The organism is Labrenzia sp. THAF82 (genome assembly GCF_009363435.1).
GTDB classification, from domain to species: domain Bacteria; phylum Pseudomonadota; class Alphaproteobacteria; order Rhizobiales; family Stappiaceae; genus Roseibium; species Roseibium porphyridii.
The window spans coordinates 368,466-388,074 of the sequence record NZ_CP045354.1 but is presented as its reverse complement, the minus strand read 5'-3'; the positions used below and the strand labels follow the sequence as shown (position 1 = coordinate 388,074).

General features: G+C 55.2%; 19 protein-coding genes and 1 tRNA gene. 11 read left to right on the top strand and 9 right to left on the bottom strand.

What is annotated here, in order from left to right:
* Positions 1 to 633: a phosphonate C-P lyase system protein PhnH gene (gene phnH, locus FIV00_RS01815; protein WP_152499213.1), complete on the bottom strand. Its 633-nt coding sequence runs from the start codon at positions 631 to 633 to the stop codon at positions 1 to 3.
* Positions 633 to 1,106 carry a phosphonate C-P lyase system protein PhnG gene (gene phnG, locus FIV00_RS01810; RefSeq protein ID WP_152499212.1) on the bottom strand — a complete coding sequence of 158 codons (474 nt, stop codon included), beginning with the start codon at positions 1,104 to 1,106 and terminating at the stop codon, positions 633 to 635. Before phnG ends, phnH begins: the two co-directional genes overlap by 1 nt.
* Positions 1,107 to 1,238: 132 nt before the next feature.
* Here phnG and phnF point away from each other — a divergent pair, with 132 nt between their 5' ends.
* From phnF to FIV00_RS01790, 4 genes are all read left to right on the top strand, one after another.
* Positions 1,239 to 1,979, top strand: coding sequence for a phosphonate metabolism transcriptional regulator PhnF (gene phnF / locus FIV00_RS01805; RefSeq protein ID WP_152499211.1), 741 nt, complete (start codon positions 1,239 to 1,241; stop codon positions 1,977 to 1,979).
* A 447-nt stretch (positions 1,980 to 2,426) separates the two neighbouring features.
* The gene (locus tag FIV00_RS01800) at positions 2,427 to 4,421 is read left to right on the top strand and encodes a methyl-accepting chemotaxis protein (RefSeq protein WP_152499210.1); all 1,995 of its coding nucleotides are present in this window, start codon (positions 2,427 to 2,429) and stop codon (positions 4,419 to 4,421) included.
* Positions 4,422 to 4,722: 301 nt separating this feature from the next.
* Positions 4,723 to 6,111 carry a glutamate decarboxylase gene (locus FIV00_RS01795; RefSeq protein WP_152499209.1) on the top strand — a complete coding sequence of 463 codons (1,389 nt, stop codon included), beginning with the start codon at positions 4,723 to 4,725 and terminating at the stop codon, positions 6,109 to 6,111.
* Positions 6,112 to 6,116: 5 nt separating this feature from the next.
* Positions 6,117 to 7,580: an APC family permease gene (locus FIV00_RS01790; protein ID WP_152499208.1), complete on the top strand. Its 1,464-nt coding sequence runs from the start codon at positions 6,117 to 6,119 to the stop codon at positions 7,578 to 7,580.
* 107 nt (positions 7,581 to 7,687) lie between these two features.
* On the opposite strand, the gene FIV00_RS01785 is transcribed toward FIV00_RS01790, so the two are convergent.
* On the bottom strand, positions 7,688 to 9,253 hold the full coding sequence (locus FIV00_RS01785; RefSeq protein ID WP_152499207.1) for a CYTH and CHAD domain-containing protein: 1,566 nt from the start codon (positions 9,251 to 9,253) through the stop codon (positions 7,688 to 7,690).
* 274 nt (positions 9,254 to 9,527) lie between these two features.
* Between FIV00_RS01785 and FIV00_RS01780 the strand changes: the two genes are divergently transcribed.
* The 5 genes from FIV00_RS01780 (at position 9,528) to FIV00_RS01760 (ending at position 11,637) form a co-directional block, all read left to right on the top strand.
* Positions 9,528 to 9,612, top strand: a tRNA-Leu gene (locus tag FIV00_RS01780).
* A 163-nt stretch (positions 9,613 to 9,775) separates the two neighbouring features.
* Positions 9,776 to 10,354: a YqaA family protein gene (locus tag FIV00_RS01775; RefSeq protein ID WP_152499206.1), complete on the top strand. Its 579-nt coding sequence runs from the start codon at positions 9,776 to 9,778 to the stop codon at positions 10,352 to 10,354.
* A gap of 16 nt (positions 10,355 to 10,370) precedes the next feature.
* Positions 10,371 to 10,895, top strand: coding sequence for a disulfide bond formation protein B (locus tag FIV00_RS01770; protein WP_152499205.1), 525 nt, complete (start codon positions 10,371 to 10,373; stop codon positions 10,893 to 10,895).
* Positions 10,892 to 11,152: a hypothetical protein gene (locus FIV00_RS01765; protein ID WP_152499204.1), complete on the top strand. Its 261-nt coding sequence runs from the start codon at positions 10,892 to 10,894 to the stop codon at positions 11,150 to 11,152. The genes FIV00_RS01770 and FIV00_RS01765 overlap by 4 nt, the downstream gene beginning before the upstream one ends.
* A gap of 50 nt (positions 11,153 to 11,202) precedes the next feature.
* On the top strand, positions 11,203 to 11,637 hold the full coding sequence (locus tag FIV00_RS01760) for a metallopeptidase family protein (protein WP_152499203.1): 435 nt from the start codon (positions 11,203 to 11,205) through the stop codon (positions 11,635 to 11,637).
* A 37-nt stretch (positions 11,638 to 11,674) separates the two neighbouring features.
* On the opposite strand, the gene ppa is transcribed toward FIV00_RS01760, so the two are convergent.
* Positions 11,675 to 12,214, bottom strand: coding sequence for an inorganic diphosphatase (gene ppa, locus FIV00_RS01755; protein ID WP_152499202.1), 540 nt, complete (start codon positions 12,212 to 12,214; stop codon positions 11,675 to 11,677).
* A gap of 130 nt (positions 12,215 to 12,344) precedes the next feature.
* Between ppa and FIV00_RS01750 the strand changes: the two genes are divergently transcribed.
* Positions 12,345 to 12,923: a hypothetical protein gene (locus FIV00_RS01750; RefSeq protein WP_152499201.1), complete on the top strand. Its 579-nt coding sequence runs from the start codon at positions 12,345 to 12,347 to the stop codon at positions 12,921 to 12,923.
* Positions 12,924 to 12,936: 13 nt separating this feature from the next.
* Here the strand turns inward: FIV00_RS01750 and FIV00_RS01745 are convergent, their stop codons facing one another.
* Complete coding sequence (locus FIV00_RS01745; RefSeq protein ID WP_152499200.1) at positions 12,937 to 13,455, bottom strand: GNAT family N-acetyltransferase; 519 nt, start codon at positions 13,453 to 13,455, stop codon at positions 12,937 to 12,939.
* 552 nt (positions 13,456 to 14,007) lie between these two features.
* On the opposite strand from FIV00_RS01745, the gene FIV00_RS01740 reads away from it, so the two are divergent.
* A complete protein-coding gene (locus FIV00_RS01740) occupies positions 14,008 to 14,397 on the top strand; it encodes a DUF2794 domain-containing protein (protein ID WP_152499199.1) in 390 nt (129 codons plus the stop codon).
* Positions 14,398 to 14,470: 73 nt separating this feature from the next.
* Here FIV00_RS01740 and FIV00_RS01735 read toward each other — a convergent pair whose 3' ends face one another.
* From FIV00_RS01735 to FIV00_RS01720, 4 genes are all read right to left on the bottom strand, one after another.
* Entirely contained in the window at positions 14,471 to 15,208 is a 738-nt protein-coding gene (locus tag FIV00_RS01735) for a Bax inhibitor-1/YccA family protein (protein ID WP_152499198.1), read from the bottom strand.
* A 166-nt stretch (positions 15,209 to 15,374) separates the two neighbouring features.
* Positions 15,375 to 16,148, bottom strand: coding sequence for a hypothetical protein (locus FIV00_RS01730; RefSeq protein WP_152499197.1), 774 nt, complete (start codon positions 16,146 to 16,148; stop codon positions 15,375 to 15,377).
* Positions 16,149 to 16,308: 160 nt separating this feature from the next.
* The gene (locus FIV00_RS01725) at positions 16,309 to 18,891 is read right to left on the bottom strand and encodes an ABC transporter permease (protein WP_247649323.1); all 2,583 of its coding nucleotides are present in this window, start codon (positions 18,889 to 18,891) and stop codon (positions 16,309 to 16,311) included.
* Complete coding sequence (locus FIV00_RS01720) at positions 18,888 to 19,601, bottom strand: ABC transporter ATP-binding protein (RefSeq protein ID WP_152499195.1); 714 nt, start codon at positions 19,599 to 19,601, stop codon at positions 18,888 to 18,890. Before FIV00_RS01720 ends, FIV00_RS01725 begins: the two co-directional genes overlap by 4 nt.
* Positions 19,602 to 19,609 lie beyond the last annotated feature (8 nt).

Sequence of the window (19,609 nt, the reverse complement as noted above, 5' to 3'; positions counted from 1 at the left end):
TCAGATCTCCGAAAACAGAACACGGGTGGAACGGGGCAGGGCGCATATGCGTCCATTGCCGGAGAAGATCAGATCAACTCCTCGCGGAAACAGACGATTGTTGGCCGAGACCTGATCCCAAAAAACCGGCGGTAAAGGCCCAGTCGATAGGCTTGCCTTATCCTTGATGCCCGGCCCTTCAAGCGTCACTGCCTGGTGTTTGCTGAATTCCTGCGAGGACAGGACCACCGTGGTAGAGCGATCCGGATATTCCGCCGAGCCTTGATTGAAGCTGGTCAAGGGCACCAGGTGAGCAGGATCGGCAACAAGTGCGAAGGCCGCCTCAACGGGTTCCTTTACGATCGGAGCCCCCGTGTGAAAACGCAGAAACGATTTGACTGCTTCACTCGTCATCAAGGGCCGGTCAAGCCAGACGGGGGTGTCATAATCCAGCAGTGTCAAAGCAACGGCCGCAACGGTGGGTGTGAGAGGTGCGGGCGGTGCCAAGTCGACTTGCTGGATCGACTGCTCCGTTCCAGGCCGCGCCATGGCATTCATGATCGCCCGGAAGCACTCTTGTGCATCATGAACCGGATCCTTGAATCCCGCAGCAAGCGCGGTGGACTGCTCACTTGCATTGATTGCCGTGTCCATCAGTTGTCTCCGCGTACCATGGTAAAGAAGTTGACTTTGGTCGCTTCGGTTTCCTGCTTGACGGTTTCTTTTTCCGTGCTTTGCAATCCATCAAGCGGCCCAATGATGTCCGTCTCAATCTTGTCGCGGCCATCGCTGGTCTGCCAAAGCGCGTCGATCACTGCCGATTGCAACGCTTTTGTCTTGTTTCGGCCAAGCGCGTAGCTGCTCCCTGTTTCTCCTGTTTTCAGGCGCACGACACAGCGGGTCACCGTCACCTCGCCCAGATTGAACGGACTGCCCGTGCCACCCATTCGACCGCGCACCATCACCAGACCCGTCTCGGGTTGACGGACAAGGTCATAATCGGGCGGCGGCAGTGTCCCGTATTTTTCCGCAACAGCCTCAGGCGAGGCAGCCGCGAGCGTTGCCATGACTTTCCGGCGGGCTTCCACCGTTCCGTCCGTCTTGGGTTGAGAAGATTTTTCAGTCATGAAGCGCGCCTTTTTTGCTTGGGCGGTTCCTAAGAAGAAGATGCAGGCAGCACCTGCTTAAGCAGTATTTGTCTATTTGTCTATACAAATAAACTGATTGACTAATTGCTACTGAAATTTGATGACGTTCGCATGACGAACAACAGCTCGGTTGATCGTGGCGCCGGAATAACGGTTTGGCGACAGATCATGGAAACACTCAAGGCTGACATTATTGGCGGAGTCTTTGAGAAAGGCAGCCGCTTGCCGCCGGAATCCGATCTTGCCGCGCGGTTCGGCGTGAACCGACACACAGTCCGTCGGGCAATTGCCGCGCTGACGTCGGAGGGCATTCTGCGGGCCGACCAGGGCCGCGGAACATTCGTCGCTTCAGCGCCGCTCAGTTATCCAATCGGCCCTCGTACCCGGTTTTCGGAAATTGTATCCGGTCAACACCGGGCCCCAAGCGGCCGGCTGATCGGCTCTTCCATCGTAGACGCCGACGCATTCCTGGCCAACCAACTTGGTGTACCGCTGGGAGTTCCCTTGATCAGGGTGGAAACACTGAGAGTGGCAGACGGAACCCCGATGATTGTTGCAACAAGCTGGTTTGAGCAATCTCGGGTGCCCAATCTGGTCGCGGACTATGCCGAAAACGGTTCAGTCACCAAAGCATTGAAAGCCGCCGGCATTGAAGACTATCAGCGCAAGGAAACGCGTATAACGGCCGAACTTGTCGACGCTCAGGACGCCCGCCAGCTTGGTCTCGCACTCGGTCAGCCCGTAATGGTGATGGAAAGTCTGAATCTCGACGACAGCGGAAAGCCGCTCCAATACACACGTGCGCGCGTTGCAGCTGACAGGATCCAGCTCGTCGTCAATGGTGACGGCTAGGCGCGAAGACCTCTTGTCAATTTACCTGGCGAGCAAATCCAAGAAGGAGCGATGCGATTCCCTCAAGGATGAGAGACGCCAAAATCCCTTGATTTCGACCATTGGCCCAAACCCAACTGGTAGGTTCAGCCCTTATTATTTTTTCCTTTGCGGAATAATATCTTTTCTTATTCCACGGCAATGCGTCGACTATTGTGAAGGATAAAGACCTTCATCCTTTAACAATATTAAACAACAAGAGTTCACGACTGGTCGTATTCGCGAAATGATTCAGAGACTTACTCTAATGCATACACAAGTGTTTCTCATTTTTATGTAAAACGATCATTTTATCTCAAACACAACTTCTGGTATTTCTATCTGAGCTGACTGAGTACGTATTTTACCGTACGTAAAGTCTTTGATCGCTATCCGTTTTGCAAAGTGGGGACAGAAAAGGCTCGAAGAATGACCGTTCAGCATCGAATATTGATGGGTTTTGGGCTCATTGCTCTATTCATCGCCGCCGTTGGCGTATGGGCCTATATCAGCTTGTCGGTTGTTGGTGAGGACATTGCCGCCATGGAAGACATGAGCGGCGATGCGCTTCTGGCATCCGAAATGAATGCCGATATGGCCAAGGTTCTGGTCAATACCAACAAGTATATTCAGACCCGGTCAGAAGAGGCTCTACAAGCCACGAACGAATTCCTTCGGCAGATGGAAGATGGGATCAAAACCGCCGAAATTGAAATTCGAAACCCAGCGCGTGTGGAACTTGTTCAAAAAATCAAATCCGGTCTGACCGACTTTACCGGCGGCCTTGAACAGGTCGTTGCGCTCTATCGCGAGCGCGACGAACTTGTCCTGAACAAGCTCGACAAGATCGGCCCAATAGCCCGCAAGAATCTTTCATCCATAAACGAGACGGCAACTGAAGACGGTGACTACGAAACCGCGAACCTTGCGGCCAGGGCGTCGCAGGACTTTCTGCTGGCGCGTCTTTACGTTCTAAAATTTCTTGCAACCAACAACACGACAGACTTTGAGCGCGCCATGATGGAAATGAGCGTCATAGAAAAAGAGCTGGCCCTGCTGGATAACAGCATCGAAAACCCGGAACGCAAAGCCACCTTGGCAACTACAATCCCCATGATCGTGGACTATAAGTCCTCGGCCCAGCGCGTTCATGACATCATTCTCGAGCGAAATTCAATTCGAACAGGCGTGCTCGACAAGACCGGTTTTGAAGTCAACGGATGGGCTGCACAAGTCAAGGAAAGTGCCGTTGAGGACAACAGTGCTCTCGGACAAAAAACACTCCGCGAGGCATTCGTTGCCGAATGGCAGATCATCGGCGCATCCGCATTTGCGTTCGTGCTGGCAATAACCCTCGCAATATTCATTTCCTTCGGCATTACGCGCCCACTCGCGCGTCTCGTAGGTGACGCCGGCAGGCTTGCCGACGGCGACACAGCAGTTGAATTCGCCGAAGCACGTCGCCCGGACGAAATCGGCAACGTGGCGAGATCCGTGGCCGGGTTCCGCGATGCAGTAGTCCAGCGTCAGGAGCTGACAATCCGTCAGGAAGCTGAACAGCAGGAACGCGAAAAGAGGAATGCGCGCGTTGCAGACCTCCTTGAAACGTTCAGTGCTCAGATCAGCGATATGCTGAACTCGGTCAAGGGCGCAACGGTTTCAATGCAATCCACGGCCACCCAGATGACACAGACCGCACAGGACACGAGCGGTCAGGCCAGCGACGTCGCCGCGGCTGCCGAAGAAGCAACGACCAATGTTCAGACCGTTGCCAGCGCAACTGAAGAACTTGCCGCCTCTTTGCAGGAGGTTAGTCAGCAAGTCAGCCATTCCTCGGAGATCTCCGACAAGGCTTCCTCGGAGGCCAAAAGAACCAATACGCAAATTGGTGGACTGGCAACCGTTGCAGAAGACATCGGAGAGGTCATAAGCCTCATTCAGAACATCGCTGAACAGACAAATCTTTTGGCGCTCAATGCAACGATTGAGGCCGCACGCGCCGGAGAGGCAGGCAAGGGCTTCGCCGTGGTCGCCGCGGAAGTGAAGGACCTTGCGAGCCAGACTGGCAAGGCAACAGAGGAGATTTCACAAAAAATCTCAGCGATCCAGGCAGAGACACGAGACGCCGTTGGCGGCATCGAGGCAATCGGAGAAATCATCGAGGAAATGAACACCGTTTCCGCCTCGATCGCCTCCGCAGTCGATCAACAGACGTCCGCGACGTCGGAAATTGCCTCCAATGTGGATCAGGCCTCACGCGGTACCACGGTGGTGAGCGAGCAGATCGCCAAAGTGTCCGGCGCAGCCAGTGAAACGGATACCGCTGCACACAGCGTACTTCAAGCCTCAGCGCAGCTGGCACAAAGGGCTGAAGATATGCGCAGCACAATCGAGACATTCCTGTCGGAGGTGCGTGCTGCATAGACACCAATTGACTGAGAAACTTGAGAAAAGGGCGCACAACCGCGCCTTTTTTTGTCGTTTTGAACAAATCTGTCACTTGCGCGGATCATAGAACCTGCCGGCAGACTGTTGGCACCGGATGGGCCTCTTTTGACCGCCTCACTGACATAACCCATTGATCTGTTTCGCTTGTGCCCACCGGTCTCGTTGAAAGAAACGGTTCTTAAGTTTGCGTTGAACCTGTGCTTGAAGGGCTATCGGGACACGCCTAAGGTGCGGTGTGCGTGGTTTTCGCGACACCGTGACCAAGAGGAGATCTCACTTGCCTCTCTACCAAACGTCTTCCAGCCGGCGTGACGAAGTTTTCGATATCTACACTCGCGACTTGTCCGAACAGCCCTTGCCGAAATACAGGATGCCTGAGAATTCATCTCTCGCGGACACGGTCTACAACCTCATTCACGATGAGCTGCTTCTTGACGGCAACTCTCGCCAGAACACGGCGACTTTCTGCACCACTTACGCGTCGCCGCAAGTTCAAAAGCTGATGACGGACTGTGTCGACAAGAACATGATCGACAAGGACGAGTATCCTCAGACTGCGGAAATCGAGAACCGCTGCGTGCACATTCTGGCCGATCTGTGGAATGCGCCCGAGGCGGGAGCGACGCAAGGATGCTCGACAACGGGATCTTCGGAAGCGGCCATGTTGGGCGGCTTGGCCCTTAAATGGAAATGGCGCAAGCGGCGCGAGGCGGAAGGCAAGCCTGCTGACAAACCAAACCTGATTTGCGGGCCCGTACAGATCTGCTGGCACAAATTCGCCCGATACTTCGACATAGAGCTCCGTGAGCTGCCGATCCTCGATGGCGAATTGGGAATGCGTCCGGACCAGGTGGCGGATGCGGTTGACGAAAACACCATCGGTGTAGTTGCTACGCTCGGAGTAACCTTCACCTGCGTTTATGAACCTGTTGAGCAGATTTCAGCCATTCTGGATCAGATCCAGGCCGAACGTGGCCTTGATATTCCGCTGCATATCGACGCTGCCTCCGGCGGCTTTATCGCACCATTCCTGCACGAGGACGTCGTCTGGGATTTCAAACTGCCCCGCGTCAAATCCATCAATGCTTCAGGCCACAAATATGGATTGGCGCCCCTAGGGGTCGGCTGGGTTGTCTGGCGCGAAAAAGAGGACCTGCCTGAAGAACTGATCTTCAATGTCGATTATCTGGGCGGTCAGGTTCCGACTTTCGCCCTGAACTTTTCCCGGCCTGCCGGCGAAATCATCGCGCAGTACTATCAGTTCCTCCGGCTCGGCAAAAAGGGCTATACCGATGTTCAGGGCGCATGCGCCGCTGCCGCCCAGTACCTCGCTGACGAACTGGAAAAAACCGGTCACTTCGACATTCTCTACAACGGTGACGGAGGTTTGCCTGCAGCCTGTTACTCTTTGAAGAACAGCACCGAGCGCGGTTACACGCTCTATGATGTTTCCGAACGCATGCGAATGAGGGGATGGCAGATCGCCTCTTACCCGCTTCCAAAGGACAGGCATGAACTGGTCGTGCAGCGTGTCCTCGTTCGACACGGAATGGGCCGCGATCTTATGGCATTGCTGGTGGACGACATGAAGCGAACAATTGCTTTCCTGGATCGCAATCCGTTGTCGAACATAGAAGCCGGACCAACCTTTCATCACGGGAAGTGAAGAAGATGAGCGAGACAGCACAGCCTGGCGGCAAGACCTCCGGAGCCGGAAGGATCTCCGTGCTTGGTCTTGCCATGATGACAGTCGCCGCCGTGGTCAGCCTGCGCGGCCTGCCGCTGATGGCGGACGAAGGCACCGAGCTGCTGTTTTACATCGGCTTTGCGTCAATCATTTTTCTGGTTCCTGCCGCACTTGTTGCTGCAGAACTTGGAGGTATGTTCGCCCGCTCCACGGGCGGCGTTTACGATTGGGTGAAAGCACCCTTCGGGGCGCGTGCCGGCTTTGTCGCCATCTGGCTGCAATGGATCCAGAATGTGGTCTGGTACCCGACCGTACTGGCCTTTGCTGCGGCTTCTCTGGCCTACGTCATCGGCAAGCCAAACTTGGCCGATGACGGAATTTACACAGGAACGGTCATCATCTGCGCTTACTGGTTCGCAACCGCAATCGCATTGACCGGCACCAGCGCCGCCGCGCGCTTCACATCCATCGGATTTGTATTGGGAACCGTCGTTCCCGGCCTTCTGATCATCGCGCTTGGTGCGGCGTGGATCGCGGAAGGCAATGTCATCGCTTTCCTGCCAGCCGCAGCGGAAGGCGCTCACGCTCACATCCGGCTTTTCCCGCACATTACCGGGCTTTCGTCCATCGCCTTTCTGGGCGGTATCGTGTTGCTGTTCGCTGGCGTTGAAGTACATGCGGTCCACGCCAATGAACTCAAGGATCCGCATCGCGATTTCCCGAAAGCCATTTTGCTTTCGGTGCTTGTGATCGTGGTGTTGTTTCTGCTCGGGTCGCTGGCCCTGGCAGCAATTGTTCCTGCAGACAAGATTGCACTCGACCAGGGGCCGATGCAGGCCTTCAGCATCGCATTGGGAGGTTTCGGCTTAAGCTGGCTGGTTCCAATTCTCGCGCTTTTGATTGCGCTCGGGGCACTTGCCGGCGTGATGTCGTGGATCACCGGACCGAGCCGAGGCCTCTTGCGCACGGCACGCGACGGTGAGCTGCCGCCACTTCTTGCAAAGACCAACAAGAATGGCATTCAGGTGGTCATCCTGCTGGTGCAGGGCTGCATCGTCACGGTTCTCGCGTCACTCTATTTCTTCCTGAAAGACGTCTCCGTGGCCTTCTTTCTGCTCTCCGCGATGACCATTACACTCTATCTGGTGATGTACATGATGATGTATGCAGCTGCAGTACGCCTACGCATCACCCATCCCGAAATGCCACGATCCTACAAAGTGCCCGGTGGCATGGCCGGAATGATGGCGATTGCGGGTATCGGCTTCGCCGGTGTCGCCTTTGCATTCGTGACTTCATTCTTTCCGCCCACCCAACTGCCGGTTGGAAGCCCGACGAGCTATGTCGCCGTCGTGGCAACAGGCTTTGTTGTCTTTACGGGTCTCCCCATCCTCATACACTCGCTGAAGCGACCTTCGTGGGTGAAGGTGGAAGAAGAGGAAACATGAGGTTCCGCAATCGCGACCGAAAAAGATGCGCCTTTCCTTGGCAATGATCATCTGACCAAAGATAACAGCTCCTGGAGGTTCCAGGCCTTCATTTCCGGAAAGCTCGATTACGTCCAGAACTTTGGCGTTTCGCGTGTAGCTTCCCAGTAGCCTTTGGCGTGTTGCCATTTGGACTGGCATTGAGCCTCATGCCAACCGATGACAAAGCCGATAGCCTGGGTTGCGGCAAGTTCGCCCGCTCCGCTGACCTTGCATTTTTCAGGCAGACTCTCCGCCATGGCGACATCATTCAGATAACCGAAAATGTCCTGGAGTTTCTTCATTCTCTTCAGGAACGGTTTGACCGTCTCCTGCGGATAAAGGCTGCCGTAAAACTCGATGCCATAGCGCATCTTCTTCATAGCCTTGCGCATTTCATGTCGCTCTGGGATCGTCAAATCCTCCAGGCGCTTGCCGAATTTCAGAACCTTCTTCCATTGTTTGGCAAGCGCTTTGCTAGCGTGACTTTCGATAGGTTGTGCAAGCAGTGCTGTTTGATCGAAATTTTCCGGATCGAGCCAACCCCGACCTTCCGTATAGGCGGCAAGGTCCAGCAGAAAGGCGTTCACTTCCTCCGATTGCAGATGATCGGTCAGTGTCTTGCGCGTGTCTTGCCCTCGCAAAGCATTCAGCGTGCCCAGCAGTGCATCGAAGGAAAGCGTTTCGGGAGCCTTATCGACAAGCGGCGACACGATCTCGTCGATCAGAACATCAAGATCGCGCAAGGCTCCGGCCTCGGCCGCAATCTTGCGCGCCATCTGATCCAGAGGCGCTGCCGTTGCCGGATAAAGGATAGGCCTGAAAAGCCGGAATGCGCTTCTCAAACGACGCAGGCCCACCCGGAGCTGATGAGGCCCTTCAGGATCTTCCGATGCGAGGACCGCAAGCCGGTTTTCCGAAATCTGTGTGAGGCAGGAACGCAGGACATCGCGGAACGCAAGCTCGACGCTGGACCCTTTTGAAAAACTGATCGCTTTGGCAAAAAACGGCTTTCGTTCATCCTCCGCGACGCCTTCGGAAAACCGGAAACCCCGCTCGGCTTTGCTGAAGGGAGAAAACCGGAAGGGCACATCCTTCAAAAGTGCTTTCGCAGCTTCATAGATCGAAAGGCTTGGACCCGCTTTCAGTTCCATTTCCAGCTCAACCAGCGGCTGGCTGCCAGAGCCCGCCAGGATGTTTCCGGCATCAAAAGCAATCTCGATATGCGAACCGTCTGACGCACAGGTCAGCTCGCGGGTGGTCCGCTTTATAACCGTTTCAAAGCATTCACTCAAAGGCTTTTCGCCAATGATATCGCTGAGCTTTTCCTGGACTGACGGATCCTCGATAACGGAAAAATCGAGAGCCCGGCTCTTCACAGGGTGCTCGGATTCAATTGGCGATGACAGACCGCCCATCACGCCGGTGCCCAGTTTGGCCGTTTGCACCCAACTGCGCCCCGACTTCCTCACACGCAAGGAGATTTTAGCCCTGCGCAATGCCTGATCCGGTGTATCAAAATAGATGGATTGCAGGGTCTTGGTAACCGACCTGCTGGCCGTAAAACCTTCAATGGTACCAGCGCGTTTCATGGCATCTTGCGCCATTGGGTCAAGTTCGAGCTTAAGCTCGATTTCACGTCCTGATTTACTCATGCAAATTTTCTATCCAAGGTAAATCAGCTTGTCCAGAAAAAGCGCACAATTTGCGCTTTTCTTCGCAGGCTAAGTAATTTGAGTCGGCGCTTGGGATAGTGGAACACTTTCGGGCTCAGGACGCATCATCCGATGTGCGGGCCTTTTGATCCCGACAATTTAAAGGCTTCCTTTATCCGTTTCACCTGACTGCATAAAACAGACACACCGCTTTCTTCTCTAACCGCTTGCATCCTCCAAGACTGCATGATAGGCACGCTCTCCGGTGTCAGTTGCCCCTCTGGCGGAACTGGTAGACGCGCGGGATTCAAAATCCCGTTCCTTCGGGAGTGCCGGTTCGATTCCGGCGGGGGGCACCACTGTTCAAACGCTCAGCCCATTCGCGGCCACGCTTTCAACTCTTCTTCGCAGCCTCAAAAAAACAAACTCGATCCGCATTCCAGTGCCGGACACCCCAAAAAGTGACAGGCTGAGCTTATTTCCGTAGGTGACTTTTAACCCCTCTCCAGTTATGGAGGCGGCATGTTGAGACGCCTTTATGACTGGACACTGTCCCTCGCTGCCGGACCGCGCGCACCCGCCGCGCTGGGCTCCGTTTCTTTCGTCGAGAGTTCCTTCTTTCCGATCCCGCCAGATATCCTTTTGATCCCGATGGTCATCGCCCGCCGGGAAAAGGCCTGGTGGTATGCATTTTTGTGCACGTTGACCTCCGTTGCCGGCGGTATTCTCGGATATCTTATCGGCATGTTCCTGTTTGAGCAGGTCGCTCAACCGATCCTTTCCTTCTATGGAAAAATGGACAAGTTCGACGAGTTTCGGGTCGTGTTCAATGACTGGGGTTGGTGGTTCGTCTTCATAGCCGGCTTGACCCCGTTTCCTTACAAGGTCATCACCATCGCTTCGGGTGTAGCAGGCCTGAGTTTGCCGGTATTCATCTTGGCAAGCATTGTTTCCAGGGGCATACGCTTCTTTATCGTCGCCGGACTGCTCTATGTTTTCGGCCCACCGATCAAGGAGTTTATCGAAAAACGCCTCGGTCTCATGTTCACCATATTTGTGGTGCTGCTGGTCGGCGGCTTCCTGTTGATCAAATTTATCTAAACCGAACGAGGGTGCGATGTCGGCGGACCGGATGGCGCAAAACCTGATTGGGCTGATTTTTGTCGCGGGGCTGGCAGTCATTGCAACTGCCTGGGGTTTCCAGCTGATCGGCGGCTATATCCCTTGCAAGCTCTGCCTGGAGCAGAGAATTCCCTATTATGTCGGCCTGCCGCTCACTGTTGTGGCTTTCATCCTGCATATTCGTGGACGCAGCGGAATGGCATTGCTGACGCTACTGGCGGTGGCAGCTGTTTTCGTCTATGGCGCCGGATTGGGCATCTACCAATCGGGTGCAGAATGGCAGTTCTGGGACGGACCGAATGATTGCGGCGGCGGGAGCGCTGCGCCGGCTTCAGCCGCAAACATGCTTCAGACGCTTCAGTCGACACGCGTCGTCAGCTGCACGGAGGCCAGCTGGCGGATGCTCGGCCTATCCTTTGCGGGCTGGAACGCTGTTGCCTCCGCCGGTCTTGCCGCTCTTGCGCTTTTGTCCGCTTTTCTGTTGAAACGGCGCGAAAATCAAACAACGATAGGCGCATGAGCGGATCCAAGCACCCAAAGGAAAAGCAGCGCGAAGAAGCGCTAAGAGCAATCGACAGGGTTGAAGCGGAAAGCGAAACCATCGTCGGTTCGACCTTCGTGCGCATGGCGGACAGAGCCAAGAGCCACCTCAACGCCGCAGACAAGGATCCAGAAGACCGGATCGAGATAATTGGCACGCGGATCGGCCGGTCGCTCGGTGTTGTGTTTGCGTTGGGACTGGTGATCTATCTCTTCGTTACCTACGTCATGGGTTAGCGACGACAAATTGAGCGGCGGCGCGAATTGCGGGCCGTCAGGGAACCAAAATGGCATCTATCAACCCGATAAGCAGGAGCGGATGGTCAGAGCGCAGAGCGCCGGGCCTCAAGGATTTCGAGGCCATGGCGAGCGAAATTCTGGCCGGCCTGCCGGACGATTTGCTGCTGCGCTGCGGACATTTGCAGATCAGCCTGGCCGATTATGCACCCGATGACGTGCTGGATGAACTCGGGATTGAGGATCCGCATGATCTTCTGGGCCTGTTTGAAGGTCAAGGGCTGGCACAAGGCGGCGATGCCGTTGGCACCGGCCAGATGCCCAACCGGATTTGGCTGTTCAGACGGCCCATTCTGGACTATTGGGCGGCAATGGACGAAACGCTGGGCGACGTAGTCGCACATGTCCTCATACACGAAATCGGCCACCATTTCGGTTTGTCCGATCAGGACATGGAACGAATAGAAGCCGCAACCGAGCGATAAATCCGGTCACGGCTTCCAGCAGTTTTGTGAGCAGAACTTATTCTGCGGCTTCTTTTTGCGCCCGCGAAATTGATTCAATGATCAGTTTCTTGGCTGCTTCCGCACCTTCCATACCGGTGACTTTTACCCATTTGCCGGGCTCAAGATCCTTGTAGTGCTCGAAGAAGTGCTTGACCTGCTGGACGGTGATTTCCGGCAGATCAGTGACATCTGAAATCGCGTCGTAGCGCTTGCTCAGCTTGTGTGAAGGAACGGCGATGATCTTTTCATCCTGACCAGACTCATCTTCCATAAGCAACACACCGATCGGACGACAGTTCATAATGGCACCTGGAACGATAGGCCGCTGATTGACAACCACCACATCGATCGGATCGCCGTCACCGCAAAGCGTGTGTGGCACAAAACCGTAGTTTCCAGGATATCGCATGGGCGTATAGAGAAAGCGGTCGACATACATCGCCCCGGCTTCCTTATCCATCTCATACTTGATCGGTTCACCGCCGACGGAAACCTCGACGATGACATTGATGTCTTCTGGCGGGTTCTTGCCGATCGGCACAGCGTCCATACGCATTGAAACACTCCTGTTGATCTGTGGTGCGTCTATCGCAACCCAGCCGGATAAGTGCAAGTCCTTAATTATTGCATTGCACCTAATTGATGAGCATGCCTCTAATGACGGAAAAGCCAGTCAGGGGGAATCCATGTCACCATTTTTCCGAAAGGTATCGCGGATATTGGCCGTTTTCGCGGCAGTCGTGGCGCTGACAACAGGAAACGGCACTGCTGAAACCATCGAAAGTACTTACACCAAAATCCAGCTTCAGAATTGCGTGCAGTTGGAAACCGCCGCGGAAGAGGGCACATTTGGCGGCTCCTGGGAATGCCCCGGATACAAGGGTCAATCGGTCTACGTTGCTGAGGGCGACCTTCGCATGTTTGTCTCTTTCGGACCTTCTGCAGCGGATGAACCGGCGGCCGGCCAGACCTTACCAAACTTCAATACGGTCAATGACACCCTGGAATGGCGGCTGCGAGACGGTCAACCATTTGCGACTATCCTGCGATGGTTTCCAAGTTACGGCGATGGCGGCAAGACAGGCAGCGTCCTGATTGTCACCCAGCTGAAAGCAGGCGGCGAAACTTGCCAGATTGCCCGCGTTGACGCGCAAACGAACAAGAATGCCAATGTTCTTGCAAGACAGGCGGCGGACACGATGGCCGGCCAGTTCGATTGTTCCAGACCGCCTGAAACAATTGGGAATGCAGGAAACACTCAATGAGGAGAAGGCAGAGTCAGCCGCCGGTGGCTGGCCACACATAGATCGACAGTTCCAAACGCCGACCACCCAACCGGTACCATGACTTTGCCGCAAGCCGTCCACCAACGGCCTTGTAGAACGCCCTGGCGGGTTTGTTTTCACTGAGCACCTGGATGGCAATACCGGACAGGTTTCTGGTTTCCAACGTATCCTGAACGCTTTCAAAAAGCGTACGCCCGAACCCGAGGCCCTGATACTCGGGCTTCAGGTAAAGTTCATAGATTTCACCGTCCATTCCGGTTCTGTGCAGACGGCAGGGGCCATAGGTTGCATATCCTGCAGGCGTGTCGGCTATGCTGAGAATTTTGATTTCAACGCCTCTCGCAAGAGCGCCCCGCCACCAGCCGGTTCCCCGGCGTGAGATCATCTTTTGAAGATCAACACCGTGCAATACGCCCCTGTAGGCTCCAAGCCAGGCTTCACTATGAATACCGGCTAGCGCCTCACAATCAGCGGCTCGGGCCGCGCGGAGATCAATCAGGTCCGTAGTCATTCTTTTGAAAGGATACATCAAGCAACGGGACGGAAAAGAGGCAATCCGTTGCGATTGACAAAAAGATGGGTTGCCAGTTTCGCTGTTCGATTGATTGCGAATGATGGCGCTCGACAACAGGATCCGGAAAATGAAAAGGGCCGGCTTTACGCCGGCCCTTCAGGTGCCCTGATGTTTGACTCACTAAATCTGGCTGGCTGGTAAGAACCCCGGGGGGCTGGGGGGCTAATGCATTCCGCGATCCCTACTGGCCATACCCATCAGGGTATGGTGCTAATATGGTGCGCCAAAATGGCTGGCCAAGGGCTGGAATGCGGCAAAATCAAGGAAATTTAGGCGTTCTTTCAAGGCAAACCACCGTTACATTGAGCGCCCTCATCTCATCGGCTTTTTACTCGGCAATTTTGACGTAAAAACTGACGTATGTGCCGTTCTTTCATTTGTGGGCTTGCCATCGGGGCCTATGCCAACGCATCATGACAGCTGGGTGACAAACGGGATTCAGGCGTGATTCTCGTTTCAAGCGAAACCGCAAACGGAAATGGAGGCGGAATGAGCGAAGCCGATGACAGCGCGTTTCAGCGCGGTGCGAGATTGACCCTCTCACCGCAAAGCCAACCGGCTCCCCCTCCAAGACCTGTCGTTTCATTTCATCGAAAAGAACTTGATACCATCCTCCGGCTCTACGGCCGCATGGTTGCGGATGGTGAATGGCGCGACTACGCGATCGACCTTCTAAAGGACAAGGCAGTCTTTTCCGTCTTTCGCCGATCCTCGGAGATGCCGCTTTTTCGAATTGAGAAAGACCCAAAGCTAGCGCGGCGGCAGGGCGCATATTCTGTGGTCGCCACAGGCGGCATGATCCTGAAGCGTGGCCACGACCTCGCACAGGTGCTCAAGGTCCTTGAAAAGAAAAAGCATCTTCGCGTCGTGGACGCCTGATCCGATTTCCCGTTCCAGACACAAAAAAGCCCGGCAAAAGAGCCGGGCTTTTCAGTTTCAGTTGCAGTGCAGCTTATTCGCGATTGCCGAACAGCGACAACAGCATCAGGAACAGGTTGATGAAGTCGAGGTACAGACGAAGAGCGCCCATGACGGACTTCTTCGTGGCGACTTCACTGCTGTCACCTTCGTAGTACATTTCCTTGATCTGCTGGGTGTCGTAAGCCGTGAGGCCGGCAAACACCAGAACACCGATCACTGAAACGGCAAACATCAGAGCAGACGATGCCAGGAAGATGTTGACGATCGAAGCGATGATGATGCCGATCAGGCCCATCATCAGGAACGAACCCCAACCAGACAGGTCTTTTTTGGTGGTGTAACCGAAGATGCTCAACGCGCCGAAGGATGCGGCGGTGATGAAGAACACCCGTGCAATGGAGCCACCGGTATAGACCATAAAGATCGGCGCAAGCGAAATGCCCATGATGGACGCGTAGACCAAGAACATTGTTCTGGCGGTGCTAGCGCTCATCGACTGAATGCGCGCGGACAGCCAGAGAACCATTCCGAGCGGCGCAAACAGCAGCACGAAGTAAATCGGCCCACTGAAGAGCGTTTGTGCAACGGCAGGATTGCTGACAGCCAGCATATACGTGCCGAGTGCGAGGAAGCCGGTCAGCGCGAGGCCGAGTGTCATATAGTTGTAGACACCCAGCATATAGCTGCGCAGGCCCTGATCGATGCCGGCCTCGGCGCGTGCGCCGGCAACCGAGTAGGCACCCTGAGATTGACGGTCAAAGGTCGACATGGTCGTGGTATTCCCCTTTTAGATAGAAGCACGTGAACTTACGTGCAGCACAACTCCCTCAACATATGGGAAAATGCGAACCTAAGCTCAAGACGGTTTTCCTGAAAAAATCGTAATCTTTTCCGCTCAAACCCGCAACAATTACCCAAATAGTCTGAATCAGCGCTTATTTCATCGCTTTCAGGCGCGATGCAATTTGCCGATCGCAGTCCCCGCCAGGGTTGCGAACCACCTCTTCGGAGGCAAAATCGAGGATTTCGCGTTCTTTGTCACGCATCTGTTCGACCGAAACGCCAGGCTTGAACCACTGCAAAACAGCGTAGTCACCACCAGCATCCGTCAGAAACGCCAGCGGTTTGCCGTCTTCCATAATGCCCATGCGGCCGACACGAACTTCCTCAACGGTGACATTGCGAGCGTCTCCATCAACGGTCAGCCGGCTTTTAGACAGCTTCATCTTCTTGAGATTTGAAGACGCCGTTCCGTTCCAGGTCCGGTAGAACCGGTTGCCTTTTTTCTCAACTGAAAGACAGGAGTTCTTGTAATTCGGAATGGACAGACGCTCGGCCGTCACTTCAAACGGCTCTTCACCCTTCGGTGCCAGCGTGTATTTCATCGCGTGTTCACCCGTCCGGTAAACACGGATGCCGACCGGCGTATAACCGCTGTCGTTGATCGTACGGGTAAAGAAATCGAACTGGTTCTGATCATTTGTGCCGGCGCGGCGATAGAGCCAGCGCTTTGGCAGTCCGTCTTCGAACACCAGCCAGTCGCTGACCACAAGCCCACGCGGCCCATCTTTTGTATTCAATTGCCAGACGCCGGTATGAAACGGGCTTTCCGCAAATGCGGGCTGACCAAACGAAAACGTCGTTGCGGCAGCAAGTACCACGCCTTTGGCCAGTGATCTGAGAATGGTTTTTTTAGTGAATTCAAGCATGGAACTAGCCCCTGTTTACTCTAGGCCCTAGTCGGATAGCCAAGATCAAAACAGCATGCAAGCGGCGTCGGGCCGAAGTTTGACCGAAAGCGCCTGTTTTTCATGAAAGTTTCCTGACATGGATAATTTCCACATCAGGTCGCTTGTGTCAGTCGAGGTCTTAGAGGTTTCTAAGAACCGGGGCCGGCTTTTCACCCAACACGCGCCAAGTGCCGATCAGGCCGAAGCCGACTGTCAGGACGAGTGCAACAAGCGCGGCACCCGCAGCTGTAACCGGCATGACGACGAACGATCCACCCATGATCTGAGTGATCACGTACCAGGCTGCCACACCTCCGGCCACCAGAGCAAAAAGGGCGGTCACCAATCCGAGGATCGCGTATTCGAGGCCGTAGGCAATGATCAGGCGTGTGCGTGTGGCACCCAATGTCTTGAGTATAACGGCATCGTAAATGCGACTGCGGTGGCCGGCAGCCAACGCACCTGCCAGAACAAGCACACTCGCAATCAGCGTGATCGAGCTTGCTCCCCGGATGGCCCAGGCAAGCTGTGCCACCAGATCATTGACCTGGGATATGGCGTCCTTGACGCGAACCGCAGTTACGGTCGGGAACGTGTTTGATACGGTTTTCAAAAGCGCCAGCTCAGCGTCCGTCGGCACTTCTTCGTCCCAGCCGAGTGTCATGAGATGGGCATGAGGAGCACCCGCAAAGGTGTTCGGCGAAAAGACCATGACGAAGTTGATTGCCAAGGACTGCCATTCAACGTCCCTCATGTTGGCGATCTCTGCGGTAATTTCCCGGCCCAAGACGTTGACCGTGACCTTGTCGCCAATAACCAACCCAAGGTCTGTCGCGGCCTCGGCGTCGAATGAAACCAATGGTATGCCGTTGTAGTCTTCCGGCCACCATTCTCCTGCCGACAACGTGGAATTATCCGGAATCGTGGCCTCGTATGTGATGCCACGGTCACCGCGAAGAACCCAGTCCGAGCCATCTTGTGCCGGCACGAAATCCTCAGACGGGATGTTGTTCAGGCTCACGATCCTGCCGCGCAACATGGGCACGCTTTGGAGGTTGGCGTTCGGCGCTTCGTCCTCAAGTAGCGTCTGGAAGGTGTCGCGTTCATGACTTTGGATATCGACAAAGAAGAAGCTTGGCGCCTGATCGGCAATCGTGGCCGTCAATTCCCGCCGCAGGTTGCCATCGATCAGCGCGAGTGCCACCAACAAGGACAGCCCAAGACCCAGCGACAAAACAACAGAAGGTGTCAAGGCACCAGGGCGGTGAATATTGGCAATTGCCAGGCGCAGTTCCGTAGATCTGACGCTCGGCAGGCGCTTCGCGGCAAACATGATCAGACGCGCAACAATCACAAGCAAAAGGAACGCACCCGCTGAAGCGACGATGTAAACTCCGGCAATGGTCTTGTCGTGAGCAAGCAGAATTGCAATGGCGGCCAGGGCCACAACCGTGACCATGGTTGCGAACAGATACCGCTTGCGCGGAAACTTAGCCCCGCCTGTCACGATATCCCTGAAGAGGGCGGTCGGCGGAACATCATGAGCGCGACCGAGAGGCCACAATGCGAATGCAAGTGCTGTCAGAAGTCCATAGATCAAACCAAGACCGAGCTCGGCAGGATAGATGTTGGCGGCAAGCTGAACCGGCAACACGCCGGACAATGCCGCACCAGCCGCAAATGGTATCAAAGCACCAATGACAAGGCCAATGGCGATCCCGATCAGTGCCAGAACAATCATTTGAACCAGATAGATCTGGAATACAAATCCGCCGGTCGCACCCAGGCACTTGAAACTGGCAATGACTTCACGCTTGGTCTCCAGATACGCCCGGATGGCGTTTGCGACACCCACACCTCCGACCACAAGTGCGGTCAGACCGACGAGCGTCAAAAACTGGGCGAACCGACCGATACTGCGCTGCAAACCAGGCGAGGCATTCGCACGCGAACGTATGCGCCATTCGGCGTCGGGCTGATTCTGCTTCACGCTTTCCACCACTCCTGAAAGCGTTTCAAGACTGGGGGCCGGATCCATCCGAACGCGGTAGTGCCAGCGTATCAGACTGCCAGGCTGGACAAGGTCGGTATCCGGAAGCGCTGCTTCGGACACCATCAGCCTTGGACCAAACTCCATGCCGCCAGCAAGTTTGTCCGGCTCGATTTCAATGACATCAGAAATACGCAATGTCGTGCGCCCGAGCGCAATCGTATCACCAACGGAAATATTCAGACGCGCAAGTAGGGCGAGGTCTGCCACGGCACCCCAGACACCATCCTGTTGTGCAATGGCGGTTGTCAGCGGTTGGCCCGACTGAAGGTCGAGTGACCCATAAAGGGGATAAGGGTCGTCAACCGCCTTCAATTCGACCAGAGCCTGTTCCGATCCATCCAGTCGCCTGGCCATCGCGCGCATCGTTGCAACGCCTGAGACAGCCCCAAGACTGTCCAGAAACGCGGCTTCCTCCGCATTGGCTTCGCGGTGGATCAGGCGGAAGGACAGATCGCCGCCGAGAATCGCCTGACCTTCGCGCGAGATTCCCTCTGTGAGGGCCCGTGAAACGGACGTAACGCCTGCGATTGCGGCAACGCCAAGAGCGATACAGGCGATAAAAATGTAAAACCCTTTGAGCCCACCGCGCAGCTCTCGCAAGGCAAAACGCGTTGCCAGAGGAAAGGTCTGGTTGCCTGACCCGGTCGTTCCGGGAACAAAGCCGCTCACGCGGAAACCTCTTCCATGCCGGATTTGGCTGATAGCGCTTCTTCGATCTCGCCGGACCGAACCCTGATCATGCGGTCGCATCTCTCTGCCAGCGATGGATCATGCGTCACCAGCACCAGTGTTGTCTTGCGATCGCGCTGCGCGGAAAACATCAGATCGACAATCTGTGTTCCTGTGCTGTCATCCAGGTTACCAGTCGGTTCATCCGCAATAAGAATTTCAGGTTCAACCACCAGCGCTCGCGCAACCGCCACGCGCTGCTGTTCGCCTCCGGACATTTGCGCCGGATAGTGGTGCATCCTGTGACCAAGACCGACGGCTTCAAGCTCGGCAGCCGCTTTTTCGTATGCAGAAGGATCTCCAGCCAGCTCGAGCGGAACAGTGACGTTTTCCAGCGCGGTCATATTGGGGACGAGGTGAAACGACTGAAAGATGATCCCAACGTTGCGCCCCCGAAACCGTGCAAGCTGATCCTCACTCAGAGGTCCAAGTTCCGAACCTGCCACATTGACGGACCCGTCATCAGCACGTTCAAGACCAGCCATAACCATGAGCAGCGTTGATTTGCCGGAGCCGGACGGACCCACGAGTCCGACGGATGTTCCTTTTTCAATGTCCAGATCGATGCCCTTTAGAATATGAACACGTCCGGCACCTTCACCGAGTGTCAAATGAACGTTTTTTAGGGCAATCGCGGGTGCATTTGTCATCGTCAGGC

Bases quoted from the DNA above. Each gene is read 5' to 3' on its own strand.
- phnH (WP_152499213.1), bottom strand. From the start codon at position 633: ATGGACACGGCAATCAATGCAAGTGAGCAGTCCACCGCGCTTGCTGCG.
- phnG (WP_152499212.1), bottom strand. From the start codon at position 1,106: ATGACTGAAAAATCTTCTCAACCCAAGACGGACGGAACGGTGGAAGCC.
- phnF (WP_152499211.1), top strand. From the start codon at position 1,239: ATGACGAACAACAGCTCGGTTGATCGTGGCGCCGGAATAACGGTTTGG.
- FIV00_RS01800 (WP_152499210.1), top strand. From the start codon at position 2,427: ATGACCGTTCAGCATCGAATATTGATGGGTTTTGGGCTCATTGCTCTA.
- FIV00_RS01790 (WP_152499208.1), top strand. From the start codon at position 6,117: ATGAGCGAGACAGCACAGCCTGGCGGCAAGACCTCCGGAGCCGGAAGG.
- FIV00_RS01785 (WP_152499207.1), bottom strand. From the start codon at position 9,253: ATGAGTAAATCAGGACGTGAAATCGAGCTTAAGCTCGAACTTGACCCA.
- FIV00_RS01775 (WP_152499206.1), top strand. From the start codon at position 9,776: ATGTTGAGACGCCTTTATGACTGGACACTGTCCCTCGCTGCCGGACCG.
- FIV00_RS01770 (WP_152499205.1), top strand. From the start codon at position 10,371: ATGTCGGCGGACCGGATGGCGCAAAACCTGATTGGGCTGATTTTTGTC.
- FIV00_RS01765 (WP_152499204.1), top strand. From the start codon at position 10,892: ATGAGCGGATCCAAGCACCCAAAGGAAAAGCAGCGCGAAGAAGCGCTA.
- FIV00_RS01760 (WP_152499203.1), top strand. From the start codon at position 11,203: ATGGCATCTATCAACCCGATAAGCAGGAGCGGATGGTCAGAGCGCAGA.
- ppa (WP_152499202.1), bottom strand. From the start codon at position 12,214: ATGCGTATGGACGCTGTGCCGATCGGCAAGAACCCGCCAGAAGACATC.
- FIV00_RS01750 (WP_152499201.1), top strand. From the start codon at position 12,345: ATGTCACCATTTTTCCGAAAGGTATCGCGGATATTGGCCGTTTTCGCG.
- FIV00_RS01745 (WP_152499200.1), bottom strand. From the start codon at position 13,455: ATGACTACGGACCTGATTGATCTCCGCGCGGCCCGAGCCGCTGATTGT.
- FIV00_RS01740 (WP_152499199.1), top strand. From the start codon at position 14,008: ATGAGCGAAGCCGATGACAGCGCGTTTCAGCGCGGTGCGAGATTGACC.
- FIV00_RS01735 (WP_152499198.1), bottom strand. From the start codon at position 15,208: ATGTCGACCTTTGACCGTCAATCTCAGGGTGCCTACTCGGTTGCCGGC.
- FIV00_RS01730 (WP_152499197.1), bottom strand. From the start codon at position 16,148: ATGCTTGAATTCACTAAAAAAACCATTCTCAGATCACTGGCCAAAGGC.
- FIV00_RS01720 (WP_152499195.1), bottom strand. From the start codon at position 19,601: ATGACAAATGCACCCGCGATTGCCCTAAAAAACGTTCATTTGACACTC.